The organism is Streptomyces sp. NPDC029138 (assembly GCF_055564375.1).
The window spans coordinates 12,918-37,683 of the sequence record NZ_JBVHWM010000033.1 but is presented as its reverse complement, the minus strand read 5'-3'; the positions used below and the strand labels follow the sequence as shown (position 1 = coordinate 37,683).

The 24,766-nt window shown below is 72.1% G+C and carries 23 protein-coding genes; 10 read left to right on the top strand and 13 right to left on the bottom strand.

Translation table 11 applies throughout. The features are described from left to right. Positions 1–51: 51 nt before the first annotated feature. From ACZ4WH_RS24300 to ssd, 4 genes are all read right to left on the bottom strand, one after another. The gene (locus ACZ4WH_RS24300) at positions 52–831 is read right to left on the bottom strand and encodes a type II secretion system F family protein (RefSeq protein WP_468183826.1); all 780 of its coding nucleotides are present in this window, start codon (positions 829–831) and stop codon (positions 52–54) included. 82 nt (positions 832–913) lie between these two features. Then, the gene (locus tag ACZ4WH_RS24295; protein ID WP_468183823.1) at positions 914–1,795 is read right to left on the bottom strand and encodes a type II secretion system F family protein; all 882 of its coding nucleotides are present in this window, start codon (positions 1,793–1,795) and stop codon (positions 914–916) included. A gap of 117 nt (positions 1,796–1,912) precedes the next feature. Next, positions 1,913–3,115 (bottom strand): TadA family conjugal transfer-associated ATPase, encoded by a 1,203-nt coding sequence (locus ACZ4WH_RS24290; RefSeq protein ID WP_468183820.1) that lies wholly within the window; start codon positions 3,113–3,115, stop codon positions 1,913–1,915. Beyond that, entirely contained in the window at positions 3,112–4,218 is a 1,107-nt protein-coding gene (ssd, locus tag ACZ4WH_RS24285) for a septum site-determining protein Ssd (protein ID WP_468183817.1), read from the bottom strand. Before ssd ends, ACZ4WH_RS24290 begins: the two co-directional genes overlap by 4 nt. Before the next feature lie 593 nt (positions 4,219–4,811). Between ssd and ACZ4WH_RS24280 the strand changes: the two genes are divergently transcribed. Next, positions 4,812–5,642: an HAD family hydrolase gene (locus ACZ4WH_RS24280; protein WP_468183814.1), complete on the top strand. Its 831-nt coding sequence runs from the start codon at positions 4,812–4,814 to the stop codon at positions 5,640–5,642. A gap of 428 nt (positions 5,643–6,070) precedes the next feature. On the opposite strand, the gene ACZ4WH_RS24275 is transcribed toward ACZ4WH_RS24280, so the two are convergent. Next, positions 6,071–6,895 carry a Fic family protein gene (locus ACZ4WH_RS24275; RefSeq protein WP_468183811.1) on the bottom strand — a complete coding sequence of 275 codons (825 nt, stop codon included), beginning with the start codon at positions 6,893–6,895 and terminating at the stop codon, positions 6,071–6,073. Positions 6,896–6,996: 101 nt separating this feature from the next. Between ACZ4WH_RS24275 and ACZ4WH_RS24270 the strand changes: the two genes are divergently transcribed. After that, positions 6,997–7,977 (top strand): ATP-binding protein, encoded by a 981-nt coding sequence (locus tag ACZ4WH_RS24270; RefSeq protein WP_468183809.1) that lies wholly within the window; start codon positions 6,997–6,999, stop codon positions 7,975–7,977. Positions 7,978–7,980: 3 nt separating this feature from the next. Here ACZ4WH_RS24270 and ACZ4WH_RS24265 read toward each other — a convergent pair whose 3' ends face one another. Then, entirely contained in the window at positions 7,981–9,246 is a 1,266-nt protein-coding gene (locus ACZ4WH_RS24265) for a polysaccharide deacetylase family protein (protein ID WP_468183806.1), read from the bottom strand. Between the two features lie 339 nt (positions 9,247–9,585). Between ACZ4WH_RS24265 and ACZ4WH_RS24260 the strand changes: the two genes are divergently transcribed. The 6 genes from ACZ4WH_RS24260 to ACZ4WH_RS24235 all read left to right on the top strand — a co-directional run bounded on the left by ACZ4WH_RS24260 (position 9,586) and on the right by ACZ4WH_RS24235 (position 17,458). Next, a complete protein-coding gene (locus ACZ4WH_RS24260; protein WP_468183803.1) occupies positions 9,586–11,937 on the top strand; it encodes a SulP family inorganic anion transporter in 2,352 nt (783 codons plus the stop codon). Between the two features lie 92 nt (positions 11,938–12,029). Then, the gene (gene acs / locus ACZ4WH_RS24255) at positions 12,030–13,985 is read left to right on the top strand and encodes an acetate--CoA ligase (protein ID WP_468183800.1); all 1,956 of its coding nucleotides are present in this window, start codon (positions 12,030–12,032) and stop codon (positions 13,983–13,985) included. A gap of 206 nt (positions 13,986–14,191) precedes the next feature. After that, positions 14,192–15,640, top strand: a complete 1,449-nt coding sequence (nhaA, locus tag ACZ4WH_RS24250; protein ID WP_468183797.1) for a Na+/H+ antiporter NhaA — start codon at positions 14,192–14,194, stop codon at positions 15,638–15,640. Positions 15,641–15,707: 67 nt separating this feature from the next. Continuing rightward, positions 15,708–16,196 (top strand): phage holin family protein, encoded by a 489-nt coding sequence (locus ACZ4WH_RS24245; RefSeq protein WP_468183794.1) that lies wholly within the window; start codon positions 15,708–15,710, stop codon positions 16,194–16,196. Next, positions 16,193–17,116: an alpha/beta fold hydrolase gene (locus tag ACZ4WH_RS24240; protein ID WP_468183791.1), complete on the top strand. Its 924-nt coding sequence runs from the start codon at positions 16,193–16,195 to the stop codon at positions 17,114–17,116. Before ACZ4WH_RS24245 ends, ACZ4WH_RS24240 begins: the two co-directional genes overlap by 4 nt. 162 nt (positions 17,117–17,278) lie before the next feature. After that, positions 17,279–17,458, top strand: a complete 180-nt coding sequence (locus ACZ4WH_RS24235) for a hypothetical protein (RefSeq protein ID WP_078629584.1) — start codon at positions 17,279–17,281, stop codon at positions 17,456–17,458. 14 nt (positions 17,459–17,472) lie between these two features. Here ACZ4WH_RS24235 and ACZ4WH_RS24230 read toward each other — a convergent pair whose 3' ends face one another. The 3 genes from ACZ4WH_RS24230 to nth are packed head-to-tail and all read right to left on the bottom strand — an operon-like array spanning position 17,473 to position 20,500. Then, a complete protein-coding gene (locus ACZ4WH_RS24230; protein ID WP_468183788.1) occupies positions 17,473–18,672 on the bottom strand; it encodes a MarP family serine protease in 1,200 nt (399 codons plus the stop codon). Between the two features lie 12 nt (positions 18,673–18,684). After that, entirely contained in the window at positions 18,685–19,380 is a 696-nt protein-coding gene (locus ACZ4WH_RS24225) for an NUDIX hydrolase (protein ID WP_468183785.1), read from the bottom strand. 55 nt (positions 19,381–19,435) lie between these two features. After that, complete coding sequence (gene nth, locus ACZ4WH_RS24220) at positions 19,436–20,500, bottom strand: endonuclease III (protein WP_468183782.1); 1,065 nt, start codon at positions 20,498–20,500, stop codon at positions 19,436–19,438. A gap of 275 nt (positions 20,501–20,775) precedes the next feature. Between nth and ACZ4WH_RS24215 the strand changes: the two genes are divergently transcribed. Both ACZ4WH_RS24215 and ACZ4WH_RS24210 read left to right on the top strand, forming a co-directional pair. Continuing rightward, positions 20,776–21,450 carry a Crp/Fnr family transcriptional regulator gene (locus ACZ4WH_RS24215; protein ID WP_014674022.1) on the top strand — a complete coding sequence of 225 codons (675 nt, stop codon included), beginning with the start codon at positions 20,776–20,778 and terminating at the stop codon, positions 21,448–21,450. Between the two features lie 60 nt (positions 21,451–21,510). Beyond that, a complete protein-coding gene (locus ACZ4WH_RS24210) occupies positions 21,511–22,332 on the top strand; it encodes a nucleotidyltransferase domain-containing protein (protein WP_468183779.1) in 822 nt (273 codons plus the stop codon). Here the strand turns inward: ACZ4WH_RS24210 and ACZ4WH_RS24205 are convergent. The 4 genes from ACZ4WH_RS24205 to ACZ4WH_RS24190 form a co-directional block, all read right to left on the bottom strand. Next, on the bottom strand, positions 22,329–23,159 hold the full coding sequence (locus ACZ4WH_RS24205) for an MBL fold metallo-hydrolase (protein WP_468183776.1): 831 nt from the start codon (positions 23,157–23,159) through the stop codon (positions 22,329–22,331). The two genes, ACZ4WH_RS24210 and ACZ4WH_RS24205, sit on opposite strands and share 4 nt — an antisense overlap. Further along, positions 23,156–24,061, bottom strand: coding sequence for an NUDIX hydrolase (locus ACZ4WH_RS24200; protein WP_468183773.1), 906 nt, complete (start codon positions 24,059–24,061; stop codon positions 23,156–23,158). Before ACZ4WH_RS24200 ends, ACZ4WH_RS24205 begins: the two co-directional genes overlap by 4 nt. Before the next feature lie 70 nt (positions 24,062–24,131). Next, positions 24,132–24,596 (bottom strand): RidA family protein, encoded by a 465-nt coding sequence (locus tag ACZ4WH_RS24195; protein ID WP_468183770.1) that lies wholly within the window; start codon positions 24,594–24,596, stop codon positions 24,132–24,134. Then, positions 24,593–24,763, bottom strand: a complete 171-nt coding sequence (locus ACZ4WH_RS24190; RefSeq protein ID WP_165951826.1) for a DUF4177 domain-containing protein — start codon at positions 24,761–24,763, stop codon at positions 24,593–24,595. The genes ACZ4WH_RS24195 and ACZ4WH_RS24190 overlap by 4 nt, the downstream gene beginning before the upstream one ends. Between the last annotated feature and the right edge of the window lie 3 nt (positions 24,764–24,766).

Sequence of the window (24,766 nt, the reverse complement as noted above, 5' to 3'; positions counted from 1 at the left end):
GTCGTTCTTCGCGCTCACCTGACGTCTGCGTGCTGGTCCCCTCTCGTCCCCTCACCTCCCTCCCATCACCCCGCCCGCCAGTCCGATCACGACCGGCAGCACGCCGACCGCGATGAACGCGGGCAGGAAACACAGGCCGACCGGCGCGGAGATCAGTACGCCCGCCCGGCGCGCCCGGACCGTCGCCGTACGGGCCCACTCCGCGCGCGCGTCCGACGCGAGCCGGGCGACCGGACCGGCCGCGGGCAACCCTGACTCGTCGGCCCGCTCCAGCAGCCGCGCCAAGGCACCGGCGCCGGGCAGCGCCGCCAAACTCCGCCAGGCGTCCGCCGGTTCCCCGCCGAGCCGGACCTCCGCCGCGCCCCGCGCCAGCGCCTGGCCGACGGGTCCGCCGAGGGCCTCCCCGACCGCCTGAGCGGCGATCACCGGACCGGCACCGGCCGCGATACAGGCGGCCAGCAGATCGGCGGCGAGCGGAAGTTGGCGCTCGGCCCCGGCGGTATCGACCACCTCTTGCTGCCCGGCTGCCGCCTGCCGGCCCCGCCACCGCCACAACACGGCGCCCACACCCAGCCCCAGCACCACACCGACGACCCCGCCGACCAGCACCCACACACCGCACGCCGCACCGGCCGCCGGCACCCATCGCCGCACGCTGTCCGGAATCGCCAACCGGGCTTTGCGAACAGGCACTTCCAAGCCCAGCAGCTCGGCCACCCGACGCCGCGCCCAACGCCGCCGTCGCGTCAGCTCCAGCCACCAGGCACCCCAGCCGAGGACCAGCACCACGACCAACGCCGTCCCCAGCCTGTGGACGACTTCCCCGCTCATGCCGCTCACCCCTTCCCCGCCGTTCGGACCTTCGGGCCGCTCGCCCCATCGCACACGGCTCTCCTCACACGGCCTCCGCACCTCATACGGCCTCCGCCCCTCGGACGATCCGCATCGACCACCACATCCCGGCCGCCTCGAACACCGCACCGGCCGTCAGGCAGCCGAGGCCGGCGCCGCTGTGCAGCAGCACGCGCAGCGGGTCCGCGCCCATGGCCGTGCCGAGGAGCAGACCGAGGACGGGCAGTGCGGCGAGCAGCACCGCGGTGGCCCGGGCGCCCGACAACTGGGCGCGCAGGTCGGCTCGTTGATCCCGCTCGGCGCGCAGGGCCCCGTCCAGCCGGTCCAGGCCGGTGGCCAGTCCCGCACCCTGATCCACGGCCACCCGCCAGCACGCGGCGAGTCCGAGCAGGCCCTCCGCTCCCGGCTGCCGAGCCGCCACGGCGAGCGCGCCGGGCACGTCTCCGCCGAACCGCGCCGCGGCCACCACGGCGGCCTGGGCGTCGCCGAGCCCGCCGGAGTCCCTCGCGGCCCGCAGCAGCGCCTCCCCCGGCTGCCGCCCCGCCCGCACCTCCCCGGCGAGCGCACCGCACAGGGCGATCACCGCGTCGGCCCGCCGCTCCCGGTTGTGCCGGGCCTGCCGGGCCAGCCGCATCCGGCGCAGCACCGGCACCCCGGCCGCCCCCGCGGCAACCGGGATCAACGAGGCGCCCATCAGCCCGATCACCAGTCCGGCGACGAGCGCCCACCACTCGGCCCCCCATCGGCCGCGCTGGCGCCGCAGTTCCGCGAGGACCTGCTCCCAGACGGGTGGCCCGGTCGCCACCACTCCGCCGCCGGCGAGCAGAAGCCGTGCCCGCCGCATCCCGTAGTGCCGCCCGCCCAGCAGCCAGACCAACGCACCGAGACAGACCAGCGCGGCCCCCATGGACGTCTCACCGATCACTTCCGTCACTCCTCTCATCACTCCCGAACCCCCACTGACCCGCCCCCGACCCACCGAACCCACTGCCCCGCCGACCCCCCTCACCGCCCCAAGCCGGACGCGCTCACACCACTCACCCACCCCGGCCCACCACCCTCACTCAGTCGCTCCGGAACCCCCGGCCTCCCCCGCATCCGCCAGCAGTTGCCGCAACCGCCCCCACCCCCGCTCCCGCACAAACGCCCGCTCACCCCAGCGCAGGGCCGGTACCGTCCGCACCAACCCGGTGGTGTCCCGTTCCAGCACATGGACCTCGGCGATCCGGCGCCGCCCGGACCGGTCCCGTACGAGGTGCACCACCACCGAGAGGGCCGCCGCCAACTGGCTGTGGAGCGCGGCCCGGTCCAGCCCCGCGGCCGTGGCCAGCGCCTCCAGCCGGGCCGGTACATCCGCCGCCGCGTTGGCATGGACCGTGCAGCAGCCGCCTTCATGGCCGGTGTTGAGCGCCGCGAGCAGATGCACCACCTCCGAGCCGCGCACCTCGCCGACGACCAGCCGGTCCGGTCGCATCCGCAGCGCCTGCCGCACCAGGTCCTCCAGCGTGACCAGGCCGGCGCCCTCCTGGTTGGCGGGCCGGGTCTCCAGCCGGACGACGTGCGGGTGGTCCGGCCTCAACTCGGACGAGTCCTCGGCGAGCACGATCCGCTCGCCCGGTCCGACGAGCCCGAGCAGGGCGCTGAGCAAGGTCGTCTTGCCGCACCCGGTGCCGCCGCTGACGAGGAAGGACAGCCGGGCATCGAGCAGAGCCCTCAGGATCCGGTCGCCGCCGGGCGGCACCGTGCCCGCCACGACGAGTTCCTCCAGGGTGAAGGCCCGGGGCCGTACCACCCGCAGGGCGAGGCAGGTGCAGCCGACGGCGACCGGTGGCAGCACCGCGTGCAACCGGGTGCCGTCGGGCAGCCGGGCGTCCGCCCAGGGCCGGGCGTCGTCCAGCCGGCGTCCGGCCACGGCGGCCAGTCGCTGCGCGAGACGTCGTACGGCCGCCGCGTCGGGGAAGGTCACCGGGGTCAGCTCCAGGCCGCCGCCACGGTCCACCCAGACCCGGTCCGGGGCGGAGACCAGGACGTCGGTGACGTCCGGGTCGGCGAGCAGCGGTTCCAGGGGGCCGGTACCGACGAGTTCGGACCGAAGGTGTGCGGCCGCGCCGAGGACTTCCGCGTCGCCGAGCACCCGGCCCTGTTCGCGCAGGGCCTGGGCCACGCGCGCAGGGGTGGGTTCGGCGCCGCTCTCGGCGAGCCGGCGGCGGACGCCGTCGAGCAGGGCCGCGCCGTCGGCCCGGTCGAGTCCGGGCAGGGTCATCGGATGCCTCCCGCCTCGATCAGCGCGCGCTCCCAGAAGTGCGCGCAGAAGCGGGCGAGCGGTCCGCGCCCGGTCGCGCCCGGCGGTTTAGCGCCGCCCCGGGGGCGCAGCAGCGCGGGTTCGACGGGCACTTCGCCGGCCAGCGGCAGGCCGAGCAGCCGGGCCACCTCGTGGTCGTCCAGGCCGGGTGCGTACGGTCCGCGGACCGCCACCCGCAGGTCCCGTACGACCATTCCGACGGCGGAGGCGACGCGGCCGGCGGCTGCGACGGCCCGCAGCTCGGCCGGGACGACGAGCAGGGCCATGTCGAGCTGGGCGAGGGCCTCGGCGACACCGTCGTCGAGGCGCCGGGGCAGGTCGACCACGACCGTGCCGCCGCGCCGCCGGGCGGCGGCCAGCACCGCGCGGACCGCGGGAGGCGGGATGGCGACGCAGTCGCCACGGTCCCAGCTGAGGACCCGCAGGGAGTGCAGTTCGGGCAGTGACTCCTCCAGGGCGCCGCCACCGACCCGGCCCCGGGAGGCGGCGAAGGCGGGCCAGCGCAGCCCTTCGGCGCTCTCGCCGCCGAGGAGTACATCGAGTCCGCCGCCCAGCGGATCGGCGTCCACCAGGAGGGTGCGAAGTCCCTCGCGCGCGGAGGTGACGGCGAGCGCGCACGCGAGCGTGGACGCGCCGGCCCCGCCCCGGCCGCCGATCACACCTACGGTGAGGGCCGGGCGGCCGATTCCCTCGGCGACGTCGGCGATGCGGTCGACCAGCCACGGCTCGCCGTCGGGGAGCATCAGGACGTGGTCGGCGCCGATCTGGACGGCTCGTTTCCACACCCCCGGGTCGTCCTGGTCACGGCCCACCAGCACCACTCCGGGGCGGCGCACGGCTCCGCGCATCCGGTGGGCGGCGTCGTCGCCGACGAGCACGAGCGGGGCGGACGCCCAGCCGTCGCCGGATTCCGGTACGCCGTGGCGGACCTCGGGTGTGGCGCCCGCCGCCGCGCACAGGCGCAGCAGATCGTCCAGGAGGACGGCGTCCTCGGTGACGATGAGCGGCCGTCCGGGCCGCTCTGCGGGGCCGGGCGGCGGGTCGTGGGTGACGGTTCCGGTCACGGGTGTTCCCCCTTCGCTGCGTGGGCCGCGCAGCCCCTGCGGCCACGCGATTCCCAAAGGTGTGAAGAACCGGCAAGCGGCCTCCATATGAACGGCCGATAGGAACCGGCCATACGCGCTCCGGCAATCGGACCGGGCCATGAACTCGCCACGGCCGGAGTGCGCTGGAATCACGGTGCAGCGATCCGCGAAATGATGTGGATCTTGGTCGATAACTGTGGACAACCCGGGCCCTGTGAATATCTCCGTCACCCATACCGGTGACCCCCGTGCTGATCCGTGTGCGATATCCACAGAGCATCCCGACGATTACTCACGGTTACCGATCACGGGCATACTGAGAAACGCGGCCACGGCGGCGCGAGGCCGGCCGTAGGACCGCGTGAAGAGAGGAGAAGAGGGCGAAAACCCATCCGGACATGCGACGACCCCCGCCGGGGGGGAGAGCGGGGGTCGTCCCCACGGCCGACTCGGGGGGGGAGGAGTCGGACCGGGTTAGCACGGTCGCGAACGATCCGTGACTTCCATGGTGTACCCGAGAGCCCTCTCAGGCAAACCCACACGCCCCACCTTACGCCGAATGGTGGGCGCCTATGCTCAGGGACGTGGAAAACCACTCCTTGCCCCGCGCAGCGGCCTTCTTTGACCTGGACAAGACGGTCATCGCGAAGTCCAGCGCGCTCACCTTCAGCAAGTCCTTCTACCAAGGCGGGCTGATCAACCGCAGGACCGCGCTGCGTACCGCATATGCCCAGTTCGTCTTCCTCGCCGGCGGCCTGGACCACGACCAGATGGAGCGCATGCGCGAGTACCTCTCCGCGATGTGCCGCGGCTGGAACGTCCAGCAGGTGCGGGAGATCGTCGCCGAGACCCTGCACGAGCTGATCGACCCGATCATCTACGACGAGGCCGCCTCCCTGATCGAGGAGCACCACGCGGCCGGCCGGGACGTGGTGATCGTGTCCTCCTCGGGCGCCGAAGTGGTCGAGCCGATCGGGGAACTGCTGGGCGCGGACCGAGTGGTCGCCACCCGCATGGTCGTCGGCGAGGACGGCTGCTTCACCGGAGAGGTGGAGTACTACGCCTACGGCCCGACCAAGGCCGAGGCCATCAAGGAGCTGGCCGCGTCCGAGGGCTACGAACTCGACCGCTGCTACGCCTACAGCGACTCGGCGACCGACCTGCCGATGCTCCAGGCCGTCGGGCACCCGCACACCGTGAACCCGGACCGCGCGCTGCGCCGCGAGGCAGTCGCGCGTGGGTGGCCGGTTCTGGAGTTCCGCCACCCGGTCCTGCTCAAGAAGCGACTGCCCGGCTTCTCCGTCCCGCCCCGCCCGGCACTGGTCGCCGCGGCGGCCATAGGCGCGGCGGCGGCGACCGCCGGCCTCGTCTGGTACGCCAGCCGGCGCCGCGGCACCGCCTGAACGAGCGCCCGTTTCACCCTGTTTGAACCTGAACGTAAAGAAGTGCAGGCAGGGGTTCCGCTTCCTCCCGGCTCGCGGTACAAAGAACCTAGGCCCGCGAGACCAAAGGACATCCGAGAGGATCCCCTACCACAACGCATGGCCCACGGACCCAGCATGAACACCGCGCACCCACGCGACGTCGACCCGTCGATTACGGGCCAGCCGCACCAGGTGACGGGCAAAGCATCCCGACCTGATGGGCGACATATCGAGGACGCCTGGTAACCCGGTGATCATGCCAGCGGCGGTACGAGCACTCGTACCGCCGCAACCCTTGCCCGGCTTCCCGCCGTCCGGAACCCCGGCATCCGGAACCCCGCCGTCCGGAACTTCCCACCGTCCGGAGGTTCCGCCCGTCCGAGGCCTTTCCCCCGTCGGGACTTTCCTCAGGCCGCGCCGCGCTGCAACGCCTCGCACACCGCCGTCGACTCGCGGACGCCCAGCTCGACCGCCCGGCCGCAGTGGGCGATCCACGCGGCCATGCCCTCGGGGCTGCCGGAGACGTACCCGTCCAGAGCGGCCAGGTAGGCGGCGCGGCCCAGTTCGGCGTGGCCGACCTCGGCCGGGCAGATCGCCTTCGGGTCCAGTCCGCTGCCGATCAGCACGATCCGCTCGGCCGCGCGCGCGACCAGGCCGTTGTGGGACGTGAAGGGGCGCAGCGCGAGCAGCTCGCCGTGCACCACGGCGGCCGTGACCAGCGCGGGCGCGGAGGTGCCGGCGATGATCAGGTCCGCCAGCCCCTCCAGCCGGGCCGAGACCTCCTCGGCGTCCGGCAGCGGCAGCTCGACCAGCGGCTCGTCGACCGGCTCGCCGGCCAGGCGCGGCCTGCCGACCTGGTCCTCACCGCTCGCCGCGGCCACCAGGTGCAGCCGGGCCAGCACCCGCAGGGGCGACTGGCGCCAGATGGACAGCAGCTGTCCGGCCTCGGCGGTGAGCCGCAGGGCCGCGCCCATCACGCGGGCCTCGGTGTCGACGCCGAAGTCGGTGCGCCGGCGCACCTCCTCCAGGGCCCAGTCCGCGCCGGACAGCGCCGCCGAGCCACGAGCGCCGCGCAGGGCCGCCTCGGAGGTGATCTCGTTGCTGCGGCGCCGCATGACCCGGTGGCCGTAGACCCGGTCCACGGCCTTGCGCACGGACTCAACGGACTCGGCCACACCGGGCAGCGAGCCCAGGGCCGCGAGCGGATCGGCGGTCGCGCCTGTCGTACTCATGAGTACGACACTACGCACCCCGTCGGCCCACCCCACGAAGGAGTGGTCTTCTTCACTGCCTCGTGACACGTACAGCTATCGCACGGCTACCCTTGGTGAACATGAAAATTGCTTTCGTCGGGAAGGGCGGCAGCGGCAAGACCACGCTCTCCTCCCTCTTCATCCGCCATCTCGTCGCCGCCGGCGCCCCGGTGGTCGCCATCGACGCGGACATCAACCAGCACCTCGGCCCCGCGCTCGGCCTCGGCGAGGAGGGGGCGGCGGCACTGCCCGCCATGGGCGAACAGCTGACGCTGATCAAGGACTACCTGCGCGGCACCAACCCGCGCATCGCCTCGGCCGCGACGATGATCAAGACGACGCCGCCCGGCGAGGGCTCGCGGCTCGTCCAGGTGCGCGAGCCCAACCCGGTCTACGACGCCTGCGCGCGCCCGGTGGAACTCGACGGCGGTGCCGCCCGTTTGATGGTCACGGGCCCCTTCACGGACGCCGACCTGGGGGTCGCCTGCTACCACTCCAAGACGGGAGCGGTGGAGCTGTTCCTGAACCACCTCGTCGACGGCCCCGACGAGTACGTGGTGGTCGACATGACGGCCGGTTCGGACTCCTTCGCCTCCGGCATGTTCACCCGCTTCGACATGACGTTCCTCGTCGCCGAGCCGACCCGGAAGGGGGTCTCCGTCTACCGCCAGTACAAGGAGTACGCCCGCGACTTCGGCGTCGCCCTCAAGGTCGTCGGCAACAAGATCCAGGACCCGGACGACCTCGACTTCCTGCGCGCGGAGGTCGGCGACGACCTGCTCGTGACGGTCGGGCGGTCGGACTGGGTGCGTGCCATGGAGAAGGGCCGCCCGCCCCGGTTCGCTCTCCTGGAGGAGGCCAACGCCCGCGCTCTGGACCTGCTCAAGGCCACCGTCGACGCCACCTACGAGCAACGCGACTGGGAGCGCTACACCCGCCAGATGGTGCACTTCCACCTGAAGAACGCCGAGTCCTGGGGCAACGAACGCACCGGGGCCGACCTGGCGGCGCAGGTCGACCCCCACTTCGTGCTCGGCGAGAGTGTGGCGACGCCGGCCTGATCTCTACGACTCGTCCGCCGGCGCCCCGGGCACGCCCTTGGGCGCCGGAGCCGGGCGGCCGGACAGGAAGGACGCCCAGCCCTGCCGGGGGGCCTCGCCCACCTTCAGGGTGCGCAGCTTCGCCAGGGTCCCCGGATCCTGGGCGTCCAGCCAGTCGGCCAGCTGATGGAAGGAGACACAGCGCACCTCCGGCTTGGTGCACACCGCCTTCACCACGTCTTCGACGGCGCGCATGTAGGTGCCGCCGTTCCAGGACTCGAAGTGGTTGCCGATGATCAGGGGCGCGCGGTTGCCGTCGTAGGCGCGGTAGAAGCCCTTGAGGAGTCCGTCGCGCATCTGGGCGCCCCAGTAGTCGAACTTGTCGGGGTCGCCCTGGGTCTTGGTGCCGGACTGGTTGACCATGAAGTTGTAATCCATGGTCAGCTGCTCATAGGTGTGGCCCGGGAAGGGGACCAGCTGCATCGACAGGTCCCACAGGCCCTCCTTCTTCTTGGGCCAGACCTGGTTGTCGACTCCGCTGGAGTCGTAGCGGAAGCCCAGCTGGCGGGCGGCCTTGATGAAGTTCTTCCGGCCTTCCAGGCAGGGGGTGCGGGCGCCGATCAGCTCCTTGTCGTAGTCGAAGGGCAGCGGAGCCGTCCGCTCCATGCCGGTGTTGGTCCTCCAGGACTTCACGAACCTCTTGGCCTGGGCGATCTCGCTCTTCCACTCGTCCACCGACCAGGTGCCGACCCCGCCGTCGGGCCCGCAGAAGTGGCCGTTGAAGTGGGTGCCGATCTCGTTGCCCTCCAGCCAGGCCAGCCGTACCTGCTTGAGGGTGTCGGTGATGCCCTGCTCGTCGTTGAAGCCGATGTCGGAGCGGCCCGGCGCGTGCTGCGGGGGCTTGTACAGGTCGCGCTTCTCCTCCGGCAGGAGGTACACGCCGCTGAGGAAGTACGTCATGGTCGCGTTGTTCTCCTTGGCGACCTTGCGGAAGTGCGAGAACAGCTTCTGGCTGTCCTCGCCCGCGCCGTCCCAGGAGAACACGACGAACTGCGGGGGCTTCTGACCGGGACTCAGCCGCTCGGGTCTGGGCAGATACGGCTGGGACCCGGTGTAGGCGGTGGAACCGTCGCCGATCAGCCGGAGCACGCTGCCCGGCGCCGGCGCCCCCTGCCCCGGGCCGGGCGCCCCTTCCTTCGTGCCGCTGGAGTCGGTCGCGCAACCGGCGAACGACGCCGCACAGGCCGCGGCGACCATGGCGCCGACGGCGATCCTCTGGGTGGCGGCCATGTTCCGCCCACCTTCTTCCTTCTCTCAGGCACACGCTGACGAGGGCCGTTTTCGAGTGATGCGCCGGGTTCGCACCGGCAGCGCCGCCAAGGTCGCACGGGACCGAGAAGGAATTAGTACGACAAGCCGATCAGATGCTCACTTCACTCCAGCGGGCGATCTTCGACCCCTTTTGCCCCGGAAAAGTATGCTTTGGCTTTACTTGGCATTACGGTCCTTTTACCGAGTCTTGATCCATCCCGCCGCTGTACGCCGTGACCCACGGCCGCGACCGAGCCCCGCCCATCGCCGCGGGTCCCACCCAGTCCGCGACCGCGCCGCCCCGGAGGAGACGGGAACATGTCCGCCTGCGCACCCCCTCACGCCCAGCACCCCCACCCGCCGCACAGCCCCGCACCGAAGCGCCGCCGCTTCCCCGTGGCGGGCGCCGACCTGTCCGCGGCCGTCGCGGTCTTCCTGATCGCCCTGCCCCTGTCCCTCGGCATCGCCCTGGCCACCGGCGCCCCGCTCCAGGCCGGGCTCGTCGCCGCCGCGGTCGGCGGAATCGTCGTCGGGCGACTGGGCGGCTGCCCCCTCCAGGTCAGCGGGCCCGCCGCCGGACTCACCGTGGTCACCGCCGACCTGATCCACCGTTACGGATGGCGGGCCACCTGCGGCATCACCGTCCTGGCCGGCCTCGCCCAACTCGGCCTCGGCTGCCTGCGGGTGGCGCGCGGCGCGCTCGCGGTCAGCCCGGCCGTGGTGCACGGCATGCTCGCCGGCATCGGCATCACCATCGCCGTCGCCCAGCTGCACATCGTCCTCGGCGGCAGCCCGGACAGCTCCGTCCTCACCAACCTGCGGGACCTGCCCGCCCAATTGGCCGACCTCCACCCGGCCGCCGTGTCGATGAGCGTGCTGACCCTGGCCCTGCTGCTGGCGTGGCCCCGCCTGCCCGGCCGCGCCGGGCAGGCACTGCGCAAGGTGCCGGCCGCCCTCGTCGCCGTCACCGGAGCCGCCGCGACCGCCGCCCTCGCGGGCCTGAGCCTGCCCCGGGTCGAGCTGCCGTCCTGGCACAGCCACGCCCTGGCCGGGCTGCCCGAGGGCCCGGCACTCGGGCTCGTGGCCGCGGTGCTCACCACCACCCTGGTGTGCAGCGTGCAGTCGCTGCTCGGCGCGGTGGCCGTGGACAAGCTGGTCGCCGGCCGCACCGGCCCGCAGTCCCACATCGGCCGCTCCGACCTGGACCGGGAGCTGCTCGGCCAGGGCGCCGCCAACATCGTCTCCGGGGCCCTCGGCGGACTGCCGATCGCGGGCGTGGCGGTGCGCAGTACCGCGAACGTGAATTCAGGTGCGGTGAGCCGGAACTCCACGATGCTGCACGGCGTTCTCGTAGTAGTCGCCGCGCTGCTGATGGTCCCGATCCTGGAGGAGATCCCGCTCGCCTCCCTCGCCGCCCTGGTGATGGCCGTCGGCATCCAGATGGTGTCCCTCCACCACATCCGCACGGTGACACGCCACCGCGAAGTGCCGGTCTACGCCGCGACCACACTCGGCGTGGTGGTCCTCGGCGTCCTCCAGGGCGTGTTCCTCGGGGTCGCCGTGGCGGTCGCCGTCGCCCTGCACCGCCTCGCCCGCACCCGTATCACCCACGACGAGAAGGAAGGAGTCCATCACGTACGCGTCCGAGGCCAGCTGACCTTCCTCGCCGTGCCCCGGCTCAGCAGAGCCCTGCATCTCGTACCCCAAGGCGCCCACGCTGTCGTGGAGTTGGACGGTTCGTTCATGGACCACGCGGCGTACGAGTCGCTGCAGGACTGGCGCAGTGCCCACACCGCGCGCGGAGGCACGGCCGAGCTGGCGGGCCGGCGCGGCCGAATCGAAATCCGGACCGCCGAGCAGGCCCCGGCCACCGAGTGCCGGTGCCGCCCCTGGACCCCCTGGCGCAACCACCAGGCCTGTTTCGCCGGAGCGCCCGCCGCCCCGGACGGGCAGGGGGCCGGCCGGGAGCTGGCCCGTGGCATCAGCTCGTTCCAGCGGAACACCGCGCCGCTGGTGCGGGAGGAGCTGGCGCGGCTCGCCCGGGACGGCCAGCGGCCCTCCCAGCTCTTCCTGACCTGCGCCGACTCCCGGCTCGTCACGTCGATGATCACCGCCAGTGGTCCCGGTGACCTGTTCGTCGTCCGCAACGTCGGCAATCTGGTGCCGCCGCCGGGCGAGGAGCACGGCGACGACTCGGTGGCCGCCGCCATCGAGTACGCGGTGGACGTGCTCGGGGTCCGCTCCGTCACCGTGTGCGGGCACTCCGGGTGCGGGGCGATGCAGGCACTGCTGACCACGGGGGCCGACCAGGGGGACACCCCGCTCCAGCGGTGGCTGCGGCACGGGCTGCCGAGCCTGGCACGGACGGCCGGCGACCACCACGAGCGACCCCGGCTGGCCGGGCGGGAGCCCGCGGACGCGGTGGAGCTGCTGTGCCTGACCAACGTGATCCAGCAGTTGGCGCATCTGAGGGCGCACGGACCGGTGGCCCGTGCGCTGGCCAGGGGCGAACTGGAACTGCACGGCATGTATTTCCACGTCGGCGAGGCACAGGCGTACCTGCTCGCGGGGACGGAGGGTGGAACGGTGTTCGAGGACGTCAGGGGAGGCATCGGCGGAGGTGAGGAGGCACGCGAAGCGGTGCGGATCACGAGCCATGGACAGGTCTAAACCAATTTTCCGGTCGACCCTTGTCATCGGACCCCCGTGTCTGATGAGCTGTGGCCTGGGACACAACGGACACCCTTCGAAAGGGAGATGTCGTGAGCAACGAGAGCCTGGCCAACCTGCTCAAGGAAGAACGCAGGTTCGCGCCCCCGGCCGACCTGGCAGCGCACGCCAACGTCACCGCGGAGGCGTACGAACAGGCCAAGGCTGACAGGCTCGGCTTCTGGGCCGAGCAGGCCCGCCGGCTGACCTGGGCCAAGGAACCGACCGAGACGCTGGACTGGTCGAATCCGCCGTTCGCGAAGTGGTTCAAGGACGGCGAGCTGAATGTCGCGTACAACTGCGTGGACCGGCATGTGGAGGCCGGGCACGGGGACCGCGTCGCCATCCACTTCGAGGGTGAGCCCGGTGACAGCCGCGCGATCACCTACGCGGAGCTGAAGGACGAGGTCTCCAAGGCCGCCAACGCCCTGCTGGAGCTGGGCGTGCGGAAGGGCGACCGCGTCGCCATCTACATGCCGATGATCCCGGAGACCGCGATCGCGATGCTGGCCTCGGCCCGGATCGGCGCCGCGCACTCGGTCGTCTTCGGCGGCTTCTCGGCGGACGCGCTCGCGACCCGGATCAAGGACGCGGACGCCAAGGTGATCATCACCGCCGACGGCGGCTACCGGCGCGGGAAGCCGTCCGCGCTGAAGCCGGCCGTGGACGAGGCGATCGGCAAGGTGGACAACGTCGAGCACGTGCTCGTGGTCCGCCGCACCGGCCAGGAGGTGGCGTGGACCGAGGGCCGGGACGTGTGGTGGGACGACATCGTCGCCCGCCAGTCGAGCGAGCACACCCCGGAGGCGTTCGAGGCGGAGCACCCGCTGTTCATCCTCTACACCTCCGGTACGACGGGGAAGCCGAAGGGCATCCTGCACACCTCCGGCGGCTACCTCACCCAGACGGCCTACACCCACTGGGCGGTCTTCGACCTCAAGCCGGAGACGGACGTGTACTGGTGCACGGCCGACGTCGGCTGGGTGACCGGGCATTCCTACATCGTGTACGGCCCGCTGGCCAACGGCGCGACGCAGGTGATGTACGAGGGCACGCCGGACACCCCGCACCAGGGCCGGTTCTGGGAGATCGTGCAGAAGTACAAGGTCACGATCCTCTACACGGCGCCGACGGCGATCCGGACGTTCATGAAGTGGGGCGACGACATCCCGGCCAAGTTCGACCTGTCCTCCCTGCGTGTCCTCGGCTCGGTGGGCGAGCCCATCAACCCCGAGGCCTGGATCTGGTACCGCAAGCACATCGGTGCCGACAGGACGCCGGTCGTGGACACCTGGTGGCAGACCGAGACCGGCGCCATGATGATCTCGCCGCTGCCGGGCGTCACCGAGGCCAAGCCCGGTTCGGCGCAGCGTCCGCTGCCCGGCATCAGCGCGACCGTCGTCGACGACGAGGCGAACGAGGTGCCGAACGGCGGCGGTGGCTACCTGGTGCTGACCGAACCGTGGCCGTCGATGCTGCGCACCATCTGGGGCGACGACCAGCGGTTCATCGACACCTACTGGTCCCGCTTCGAGGACAGGTACTTCGCGGGTGACGGCGCGAAGAAGGACGACGACGGGGACATCTGGCTGCTCGGCCGGGTGGACGACGTGATGCTCGTCTCCGGGCACAACATCTCCACCACCGAGGTGGAGTCGGCGCTCGTCTCGCACCCGTCGGTCGCCGAGGCCGCCGTCGTGGGCGCCGCGGACGAGACCACCGGCCAGGCCATCGTCGCGTTCGTCATCCTGCGCGGCACGGCCTCGGAGACCGAGGCGCTCATCGGCGAGCTGCGCGACCACGTCGGCGCCACGCTCGGTCCGATCGCCAAGCCCAAGCGCATCCTGCCGGTGGCGGAGCTGCCGAAGACCCGCTCCGGCAAGATCATGCGCCGCCTGCTGCGGGACGTCGCCGAGAACCGCCAGCTCGGTGACGTGACCACGCTGACGGACTCCACGGTCATGGATCTCATCCAGGCCAAGCTGCCCGCGGCGCCCAGCGAGGACTGAGCGGACAGGGAGGACTGAACGGCATCCCCGAGGGGCACCCGCCCGGCGAACGTGCCGGGTGCCCCTCGGGCGGCTACGGTGAAGATCACCGGGCCCGGGCGCGCGGCACTTTAGGTAAACTAAACAAAGTGCCGTACCAAGCGGCACGCCAGGTGCGCCGGGAAGTCTGGTCGGCATGTGAGTCCCGCCTGCCCCGGAGGTCTCCCGTGACCGCGCCCCGCACCCGCCCCCGCACCACCCCCCGCAAGGTCCTCGGCCGCCTGTCGCTGCCCGAGCGGTCCTTCGTGGCGGACGCGCTGCGCACCGAGACCGTCGGCGGTGTCCTGCTGCTCCTCGCCGCCGTGGCCGCGCTGCTCTGGGCGAACATCCCCGGCATCCACCACAGCTACGAGACGGTCAGCCACTTCCACGCCGGCCCAGAAGCCCTCGGCCTGAACCTCTCCGTCGCCCACTGGGCCGCCGACGGCCTGCTCGCCGTGTTCTTCTTCGTCGCCGGCATCGAACTCAAACGCGAGCTGGTCGCCGGTGACCTGCGCGACCCCAGGGCGGCCGTGCTGCCCATGGCGGCGGCGCTGTGCGGGATGGCCGTACCGGCGCTCGTGTACACCCTCACCAGCATCGCCGGGCACGGCTCCACGCAGGGCTGGGCGGTGCCCACCGCCACCGACATCGCCTTCGCGCTCGCCGTCCTCGCGGTCATCGGCACCTCACTGCCCAGCGCCCTGCGCGCCTTCCTGCTCACCCTCGCGGTCGTCGACGACCTCTTCGCGATCCTGATCATCGCGGTCTTCTTCACCGACCGGCTGAACTTCGCCGCCCTCGGCGGTGCCGCCGCCGGCCTCGCGGTCTTCTGGCTGCTGCTGCGCAAGGGCGTACGCGGCTGGTACGTGTACGTGCCGCTCGGCGTCGTCGTCTGGGCGCTGATGTACAACAGCGGCGTGCACGCCACCATCGCCGGCGTGGCGATGGGTCTGATGCTGCGCTGCACCACCCGGGAGGGTGAGGAGCGCTCGCCGGCCGAACGCATCGAGCATCTGGTGCGGCCCCTGTCGGCCGGGCTCGCCGTACCGCTGTTCGCGCTGTTCAGCGCCGGTGTGTCGATATCCGGCGGGGCGCTCGGGGACGTGTTCACGAGACCGGAGACGCTCGGCGTGGTGCTCGGCCTGGTCGTGGGAAAGACGGTCGGCATCTTCGGCGGCACCTGGCTGACGGTCCGCTTCACCCGCGCGCAGCTCAGCGAGGACCTGGCGTGGGCCGACGTCTTCGCGGTGGCGTCGCTCGCCGGCATCGGCTTCACGGTCTCCCTGCTCATCGGCGAGCTGGCCTTCACGGGCGACGCCGTGCTGACGGACGAGGTGAAGGCGGCCGTCCTCACCGGGTCGCTGATCGCCGCGGCGTGCGCGACGGTGCTGCTGAAGCTGCGCAACGCCAGGTACCGCAGGCTCTGCGAGGAGGAGGAGCGCGACGAGGACCTCGACGGCATCCCGGACGTCTATGAGCAGGACGACCCGGCGTACCACCTCCGGATGGCCGAGATCCACGAGCGCAAGGCCGCCGAACACCGCCGGCTGGCCGCCGAGCGGGCCGCCGCAGCGCGCCACGGGCTTCAGGAAGTACCGGGCGGGGCAGGCGAGGAGGACGACCGTCCGGCATGATCTGACGAGACGGTACAAATCAAGACGGTACGCAAGACAGCACGAGAGACCTCTGAGGGAGAACGCGATGAGCGCACCCGACGGCAGCCCGGTCGGCGCCGAACGCAGCATCGGCCAGCTGTTCGCCTCGGCGACGACCGAATTGTCGGCGCTGGTGCACGACGAGATCGCGCTGGCCAAGGCCCAGCTCAAGCAGGACGTGAAGCGCGGCGCGGTCAGCGGGGGCGCCTTCTCGATGGCGGGCGCGGTCCTGGTGTTCTCCCTGCCGATGCTCAACTTCGCCCTGGCGTACGGCATCCGCACCTGGACCCACTGGAACCTGGCGATCTGCTTCGTCCTGTCGTTCGCGGCCAACGTGCTCGTCGCCGGCCTCCTCGCGCTCATCGGCACGGTGTTCGCGAAGAAGGCCAAGAAGGGGCAGGGCCCGCAGAAGGTGGCCGCCTCGATGAAGCAGTCGGCGGGCGTCCTTCAGAACGCCAAGCCGCACCCGCGTCCGGAGCTGCCGGAGGACCAGGGTCCCGCGGCCATCGAGGCTGTGGCACGCTCGTCGTCATGACGGACCCCGCCGCTCCCTCGGCCGTACGGATCGAAGGTCCCTGGAGTCACAGGGACGTCGCCGCGAACGGCGCGCGCTTCCACATCGCCGAACTCGGTGACGGCCCCCTTGTCCTGCTCCTGCACGGCTTCCCGCAGTTCTGGTGGACGTGGCGGCACCAGCTGACCGCGCTCGCGGACGCGGGCTACCGGGCGGTGGCGATGGACCTCCGGGGGGTCGGCGGCAGCGACCGCACGCCCCGCGGGTACGACCCCGCCAACCTCGCCCTGGACGTCACCGGGGTGATCCGCTCGCTCGGCGAGCCGGACGCCGCGCTGGTCGGTCACGACCTCGGTGGTTATCTGGCGTGGACGGCGGCGGCCATGCGGCCCAAGCTCGTGCGACGCCTGGCCGTGGCGTCCATGCCGCATCCGCGGCGCTGGCGCGCGGCGATGCTGCGGGACGCCCGGCAGACGGCCGCCAACTCCTACATCTGGGGGTTCCAGCGCCCCTGGCTCCCCGAGCGTCAACTGACCGCCGAGGGGGGCGCGCTGGCGGGCCGGCTGATCCGGGACTGGTCCGGGCCGCGGCTGCCGGAGGACGCGGCCTTGGAGACGTACCAGCGGGCCATGTGCATCCCGTCCACCGCGCACTGCGCGATCGAGCCGTACCGCTGGCTGGTGCGTTCGCTGGCCCGGCCGGACGGCGTGCAGTTCTACCGCCGGATGAAGCGGCCGGTGCGGGTGCCGACGCTGCATCTGCACGGCTCGCTGGACCCGGTGACCCGGACGCGCAGCGCGGCCGGTTCGGGCGAGTACGTGGAAGCGCCGTACCGCTGGCGGCTGTTCGACGGGCTCGGTCACTTCCCGCACGAGGAGGACCCGGCGGCGTTCTCCACGGAACTGATCAACTGGCTCAGGGATCCCGAGCCGGACCGATGAGGCGTCAGGCGCCCGTTCGGTGACCGTGGGGTGAAGGTTCGATGCGTGGAGTATCCGATTTCCTGAACAGTTGTCCCCCGAACGGCCACATGCCTGCCGCATAGGCCAATTGGGGGGCGCACAGGCGGTTATCGACCTTGGGGCGGGGGCACACGTCGGGGTATGGGCTGGACGCACGACTACAGTGACGCACCCCGCAACCGCCGCTCGGCCACGGGCCTGAGCACGCCTCAACGAGGCACCCCGCAACTAGCGGAAGCGGACCTCCGGGTGGGGATTCCGCGCATCCTGCGCCGCCGGGCCCGCTGGGTCTCGGTGCGCCTGCGTCACCCGCGGGGCTGACGCGCCGCGTCGCCCTACAGGGCGCAGCTGTCCGTACCCACCTGCTCGTTCGCCGTACGCCCCCGCTCGATGTCGGCCTGGATCTCGTCCGCCGTCAGGGCGTAGCCGGTGTCCGAGTCGTCGAGGGACTTGGCGAACACCACGCCGTACACCTTGCCGTCCGGAGTGAGCAGCGGGCCGCCGGAGTTGCCCTGACGGACGGTGGCGTACAGGGAGTAGACGTCGCGGCGGACCGTGTCGCGGTGGTAGATGTCCGGGCCGTTGGCGGTGATGCGCCCGCGCACACGCGCGGCGCGCACGTCGTACGAGCCGTTCTCCGGGAAGCCCGCGACGATCGCGCCGTCGCCCCCGGCCGCGTCCCGTGAGGTGAACCGCAGGGCGGTCGCCTTCAGGTCCGGTACGTCGAGTACGGCGATGTCGCGCTTCCAGTCGTACAGGACGACCTTCGCGTCGTACCTGCGGCCCTCGCCGCCTATCTGCACGCGCGGCGCGTCGACCCCGCCGACGACGTGCGCGTTGGTCATCACGCGGCGGTCGGCGAAGACGAAGCCGGTGCCCTCCAGGACCTTGCCGCAGCTCTGGGCGGTGCCGGTGACCTTGACGATGGAGCGCTGGGCGCGAAAGGCGGCCCGGCTGTTCGCGAGGGCCGGGTCGGGCGGCTGTACGTCCTTGATCGGCTCGTTGGCGAACGGGCTGAAGACCTGCGGGAAGCCGTTCTGGGCGAGCACGGAGGAGAAGTCCGCGAACCAGGTGTCGGCCTGCGCGGGCAGCGCCCGGGAGACCCCGAGGAGCACCTTGGAGCCGCGTACCTCTCTGCCGAGCGTGGGCAGGGTCGTACCGGCCAGGGCGGAGCCGATCAGCCAGGCGACCAGGAGCATCGCGACGACGTTGACCAGGGCGCCGCCGGTGGCGTCCAGGGCGCGCGCCGGGGACCAGGTGATGTGCCGGCGCAGCTTGTTGCCGAGATGGGTGGTCAGAGCCTGGCCCACGGAGGCGCAGACGATCACCACGACCACGGCGACGACGGCGGCGGTGGTGCCGACCTCCGTCTTGCCGGTCACGGCGTCCCAGATGACGGGCAGCGTGTACACGGCGACCAGGCCGCCGCCCAGGAACCCGATCACCGACAGGATGCCGACGACGAAGCCCTGGCGGTAGCCCACCACCGCGAACCACACGGCCGCTACCAGCAGCAGGATGTCCAGCACGTTCACGGGATCACCCTGTCATGCGTGCCAGTCGAGCGGGACCTGCTTGCCCCGGTCCCAGGGGCGCTCCCAGCCCGCGTAGTGCAGCAGGCGGTCGATCACTCCCGCCGTGAAACCCCACACCAGGGCCGATTCGACCAGGAATGCCGGGCCGCTGTGGCCTCTGGGGTGGACGGCGGTGACGCGGTGGGCGGGGTCCGTGAGATCCGCCACGGGGACGGTGAAGACCCGCGCGGTCTCGTTCGGGTCGACGACGCCGACCGGGCTGGGCTTGCGCCACCAGCCCAGCACCGGGGTGACGACGAAGCCGCTGACCGGGATGTACAGCCTCGGCAGCACGCCGAAGAGCTGCACGCCGGACGGGTCGAGCCCGGTCTCCTCCTCGGCCTCGCGCAGCGCGGCCCGCAGGGGGCCCTCGCCCTGCGGATCGCCGTCCTCGGGATCCAGGGCGCCGCCCGGGAAGGACGGCTGTCCGGCGTGCGAGCGCAGCGAGCCCGCCCGCTCCATGAGCAGCAGCTCCGGGCCGTGCTCTCCCTCGCCGAACAGGATCAGCACGGCCGACTGCCGCCCCGAGCCGTTCTCCGGCGGCAGGAAGCGGCTCAGCTGGAGCGGCTCGACCGTCTCGGCGGCGCGCACGACGGGCTCCAGCCAGTCCGGCAGCCCTTCCTTGCTGAGCGTCACCGGACCGCCCTGTGTGTCGCTTGCCCTCGTCATCGCCACCCCCGTCGCTCTGTCCTCTCCAACGCCCGAGGGCCCCGAGATCGTTCCGTCACGCGGCCCCCAGCGGCGGCGCCGGTTTGCCGCCCGCGTCGAGGTAGGCCTGCGGGGGCTTGAGCCGCTGGCCGGGGAAGCCCCCCTTCTCGTACTTCAGCAGCTTCTTCGCCTTCTCCGGGTCGGTCTCGCCCTCCCCGTAGGCCGGGCAGAGCGGGGCGATGGGGCAGGCGCCGCAGGCGGGCTTGCGGGCGTGGCAGATACGGCGGCCGTGCCAGATCACGTGGTGGGACAGGTCGGTCCAGTCGCTCTTCGGGAAGAGCGCGCCGACGGCGGCCTCGATCTTGTCGGGGTCGGTCTCGTCGGTCCACTGCCAGCGCCGGACCAGCCGCTGGAAGTGGGTGTCCACGGTGATCCCGGGCCGGCCGAAGGCGTTCCCGAGGACGACGAAGGCGGTCTTGCGGCCCACGCCGGGCAGCGTGACCAGGTCCTCCAGCTTTCCGGGCACCTCGCCGCCGAAGTTCTCGACGAGCGCCTTGGAGAGACCTATCACCGACCTCGTCTTGGCGCGGAAGAAGCCGCAGGGGCGCAGGATCTCCTCGACCTCCTCCGGGTTGGCGGCGGCGAGGTCCTCGGGGGCGGGGTACTTGGCGAAGAGGGCCGGGGTGGTCTGGTTGACGCGCAGGTCGGTGGTCTGGGCCGACAGCACGGTGGCGACCAGCAGCTGGAAGGGGTTCTCGAAGTCCAGTTCGGGGTGGGCGTACGGGTACACCTCGGCCAGCTCGCGGTTGATCCGGCGGGCGCGGCGGACCAGGGCGGTGGGGGACTCGCCGGACGGAGGCGCGACAGCGATCTTCTGTACGGGGACAGCCTTCTTGGCGGGCTTCTTGACGGCGGCGGCCTTCTTCACGACGGCGGTCTTCTTCATGGCCGCGGTCTTCTTGACGGCCGCCGCCTTCTTGACGGCCGCGGCCTTCTTCGCGGCCGGTGCCTTCTCCGCGGCGGCGCCGCTCTTCTTCGTAGCCGGTGCCTTCTTCGCGGCCGAGGTCTTCTTCACGGCAGAGGCAGCCTTTTTAGCCGATTTGCCTGTTTTATTACTTCCACCGGAATCCTGTTCGCCCACAGCGGAATCATGACGTGCAACCACCCGCCCAGCCCCCTTGCCCTGTGCTCTCACCGGCGATTTGGACACCCGGCCAGCCTAAAGCCCGGCACCGACATCCGCCCCGGAGCCCGCGGAGCGGCCCCCGATCGGACCCCTGACGCTTACCCCGGGACACCTGTGCGGCATCCTTGTGACAGATCACACTGTTTGGACCGTCCGGCAAAATGGGGAACACGGTCCCCTGGCACACGGGGGAGCAAGATCCCCTGAGCAGGTCGACAAGGAGAGAACTCGTGGACGACGTTCTGCGGCGCAACCCGCTCTTCGCGGCTCTCGACGACGAGCAGGCCGCGGAGCTTCGCGCCTCCATGAGTGAGGTGACCCTCGCACGCGGCGACTCCCTGTTCCACGAGGGCGACCCCGGGGACCGGCTGTACGTCGTCACCGAGGGCAAGGTCAAGCTGCACCGCACCTCCCCCGACGGCCGCGAGAACATGCTCGCCGTCGTGGGCCCCGGCGAGCTGATCGGTGAGCTGTCGCTGTTCGACCCGGGCCCCCGCACGGCCACCGCGACCGCGCTGACCGAGGTCAAGCTGCTCGGTCTCGGCCACGGCGACCTCCAGCCCTGGCTGAACGCGCGCCCGGAGGTCGCCGGCGCTCTGCTGCGCGCCGTCGCCCGCCGTCTGCGCAAGACCAACGACGCGATGTCCGACCTGGTCTTCTCGGACGTCCCGGGCCGCGTGGCGCGCGCCCTGCTGGACCTCTCCCGCCGCTTCGGCGTGCAGTCCGAGGAGGGCATCCACGTCGTCCACGACCTCACCCAGGAGGAGCTGGCCCAGCTGGTCGGCGCCTCCCGCGAGACCGTGAACAAGGCGCTGGCGGACTTCGCCCAGCGCGGGTGGCTCCGCCTGGAGGCACGGGCCGTGATCCTGCTGGACGTGGAGAGGCTGGCGAAGAGGTCGCGCTGACGCGGGTCCCGGCCGTAAAACCGGGCTGCCCGGGGCGTGAGCGGACGGCAGAGTAGGTCCATGACCGTGCTCCCCGCCGCCACTGGCGTCGACGCCGAGGGCTGCTTCGTCCGCGAAGGCTCCCTCGCGCGCGTGCAGCCCGCCTTCCGCCCGGTCGTGGCGGCCGTCCGCGACCGGCTGCCGGCCGTCTTCGGCGCGCGCCTGCACAGCGCCTACCTCTACGGGTCGATCCCGCGCGGCACCGCGCGCGTGGAGCGCAGCGACCTGGACCTCCTGGTCGCCCTGCGCGAGGTGCCGACCGACGCCGACCGGGACGCCGTACGCGTTCTCGGGGAGGCGGTCGACCGGGAGTTCCCGCAGATCGACGGCGTCGGCACGCTGCTCTACAGCCGGGAGCGGCTGCTGAGCGACGTGGAGCGGTACGACATGGGCTGGTTCGTCGCCTGCCTGTGCACCCCGCTGCTCGGCGACGACCTCGCCGCGCACCTGCCCCGCTACCGCCCCGACTCCCTGCTGGCCCGCGAGACCAACGGCGACCTCGCTCAGTGGCTGCCGCGCTGGCGGGAGCGGATCGCCGGGGCGGAGGACACCGAGGAGGCCCGCCGAACGCTCGTGCGCTTCATGTCCCGGCACCTCGTGCGCACGGCCTTCACACTCGTCATGCCCCGCTGGCAGGGCTGGACCGGCGATCTGCGGGAGATGGCCGAGGTGTTCGGCGCGTACTACCCGCGGCGGGCCGCACAGCTGCGCGCGGCGGCCGGGTACGGCTACGAGCCCGTCGGCGACCCGGATGTCCTGCGCTCGTACGTCGACGACCTGGGCCCCTGGCTCGCGGCGGAGTACGCGCGCGTGCACGGCGTGAAGGCCCCGCGGCCGGACTAGATCAGCCCGTGCTCGCTGAGGTAGTCCAGCTGGGCCCGGACCGACAGTTCCGCCGCCGGCCACAGCGAGCGGTCGACGTCGGCGTACACATGGGCGACGACCTGGGCGGGGGTGGTGTAGCCGTTCTCGACCGCGGTCTCCACCTGGGCGAGCCGGTGGGCGCGGTGGGCGAGGTAGAACTCGACGGCGCCCTGGGCGTCCTCCAGGACCGGTCCGTGGCCCGGCAGGACGGTGTGCACGCCGTCGTCCACCGTCAGGGACCGCAGACGGCGCAGGGAGTCCAGATAGTCGCCGAGCCGGCCGTCGGGGTGCGCCACGACCGTCGTACCGCGCCCGAGGACGGTGTCGCCGGTCAGCACCGCCCGGTCGGCCGGGAGATGGAAGGACAGCGAGTCCGCGGTGTGCCCCGGGGTGGGTACGACCCTCAGCTCCAGGCCGCCGACGGTGATGACGTCTCCGGCGGCCAGGCCCTCGTCGCCGAGCCGCAGGGCCGGATCGAGGGCACGCACGCGCGTGGCGGTCAGCTCGGCGAAGCGGGCGGCGCCCTCGGCGTGGTCGGGGTGGCCGTGGGTGAGCAGGGTCAGGGCTATGCGCTTGCCGGCCTTCTCGGCCGTGTCCACGACGTTGCGCAGGTGGCCGTCGTCCAGCGGTCCGGGGTCGATCACCACGGCCACGTCGGAGTCGGGCTCGGCGACGATCCAGGTGTTGGTGCCGTCCAGGGTCATCGCGGAGGCGTTCGGCGCCAGCACGTTGACGGCCCGTTCGGTGGCCGGACCCGCGAGCACTCCGCCCCGGGGCTGGCCCGGCAGGGCTGCTGCGTCGGTCATGCGGGGCCTCCACCGGTCGTGTCAGCGGTCGTCTGAGCGGGCGTCGGAGCGGTCGGGACGTGCTTGGTGAACTCGTCGTGCCCGGGCCAGGACAGGACGATCTCGCCGTCCTGGAGGCGGGCCCGGGCGAGCACCGGGGTCATGTCGCGCGCGGGAGCGGCGGCCAGCGCCTCGGCGGCGGTGCGGTACGGGAGCAGCTGGCGGAGGGTGGCGACGGTGGGCGGCATCATCAGCAGCTCGCCCTTGTCGTACCCGGCGGCGGCCTCCTCGGGACGGATCCACACCGTGCGGTCGGCCTCCGTGGAGGCGTTCCGGGTGCGCTGCCCCTCCGGGAGGGCGGCCACGAAGAACCAGGTGTCGTAGCGGCGGGCCTCGAACTCCGGGGTGATCCACCGGGTCCAGGCGCCCAGCAGGTCCGAGCGCAGCACCAGGCCGCGCCGGTCGAGGAACTCGGCGAAGGACAGCTCGCGCGCGACCAGGGCGGCGCGGTCGGCCTCCCAGTCGGCGCCGGTGGTGTCGCCGACGACCGACTCCTGGTCGGGCCCGGCGAGCAGGACGCCGGCCTCCTCGTAGGTCTCCCGCACGGCCGCGCAGACGATCGCCTGGGCGCCCGCCGCGTCGACGCCGAGCCGCTTCGCCCACCACGCGCGCGTGGGACCCGCCCAGCGGATCTGGCGGTCGTCGTCCCGCGGGTCGACACCGCCGCCGGGATACGCGTACGCGCCTCCGGCGAAGGCCATGGAGGCGCGTCTGCGCAGCATGTGGACGACCGGCCCGTCCGGGGTGTCCTTCAGGAGCAGCACCGTGGCCGCGCGCCTCGGGGACACCGGGGTGAGCGTGCCGTCCGCGAGCGCGCGGATGCGGTCGGGCCACTCCGGGGGGTACCACTGACCGTTCGCCATGGCCGGAGGCTATCCCGTGTAGGGCGAATGTTCGAGAGGTACCCGAGGTCAGCGGGCCTGTCGGGGCCGGCTACTGAGCCAGCTCGACCTGGATCTCCACCTCGACGGGCGCGTCCAGCGGCAGCACCGCGACGCCGACCGCGCTGCGGGCGTGCACGCCCTTGTCGCCGAGCACCTCACCGAGCAGTTCGCTGGCGCCGTTGACGACACCGGGCTGCCCGGTGAAGTCGGCCGCCGAGGCGACGAAGCCGACGACCTTCACCACGCGCGCGATGCGGTCCAGGTCGCCGACGACGGACTTCACGGCGGCCAGCGCGTTCAGCGCGCAGGTGCGGGCCAGCTCCTTGGCCTCCTCCGGCGTGACCTCGGCGCCCACCTTGCCGGTGACCGGCAGCTTGCCCTTCACCATCGGCAGCTGGCCGGCGGTGTAGACGTACACCCCGGACTTCACGGCCGGCTGGTACGCGGCCAGCGGGGGTACGACCTCCGGCAGGGTCAGACCCAGTTCGGCCAGCTTGGCCTCGACCGCGCTCACGCGTCCTTCTCCGGCTTCTCGCGCTTCAGGTAGGCCACGAGCGACTCCGGGTTGGGCCCGGGCACGACCTGCACGAGTTCGTACCCCTGGTCGCCCCAGCTGTCCAGGATCTGCTTGGTGGCGTGGATCAGCAGCGGCACGGTCTGGTATTCCCACTTCTTGGTCATGGG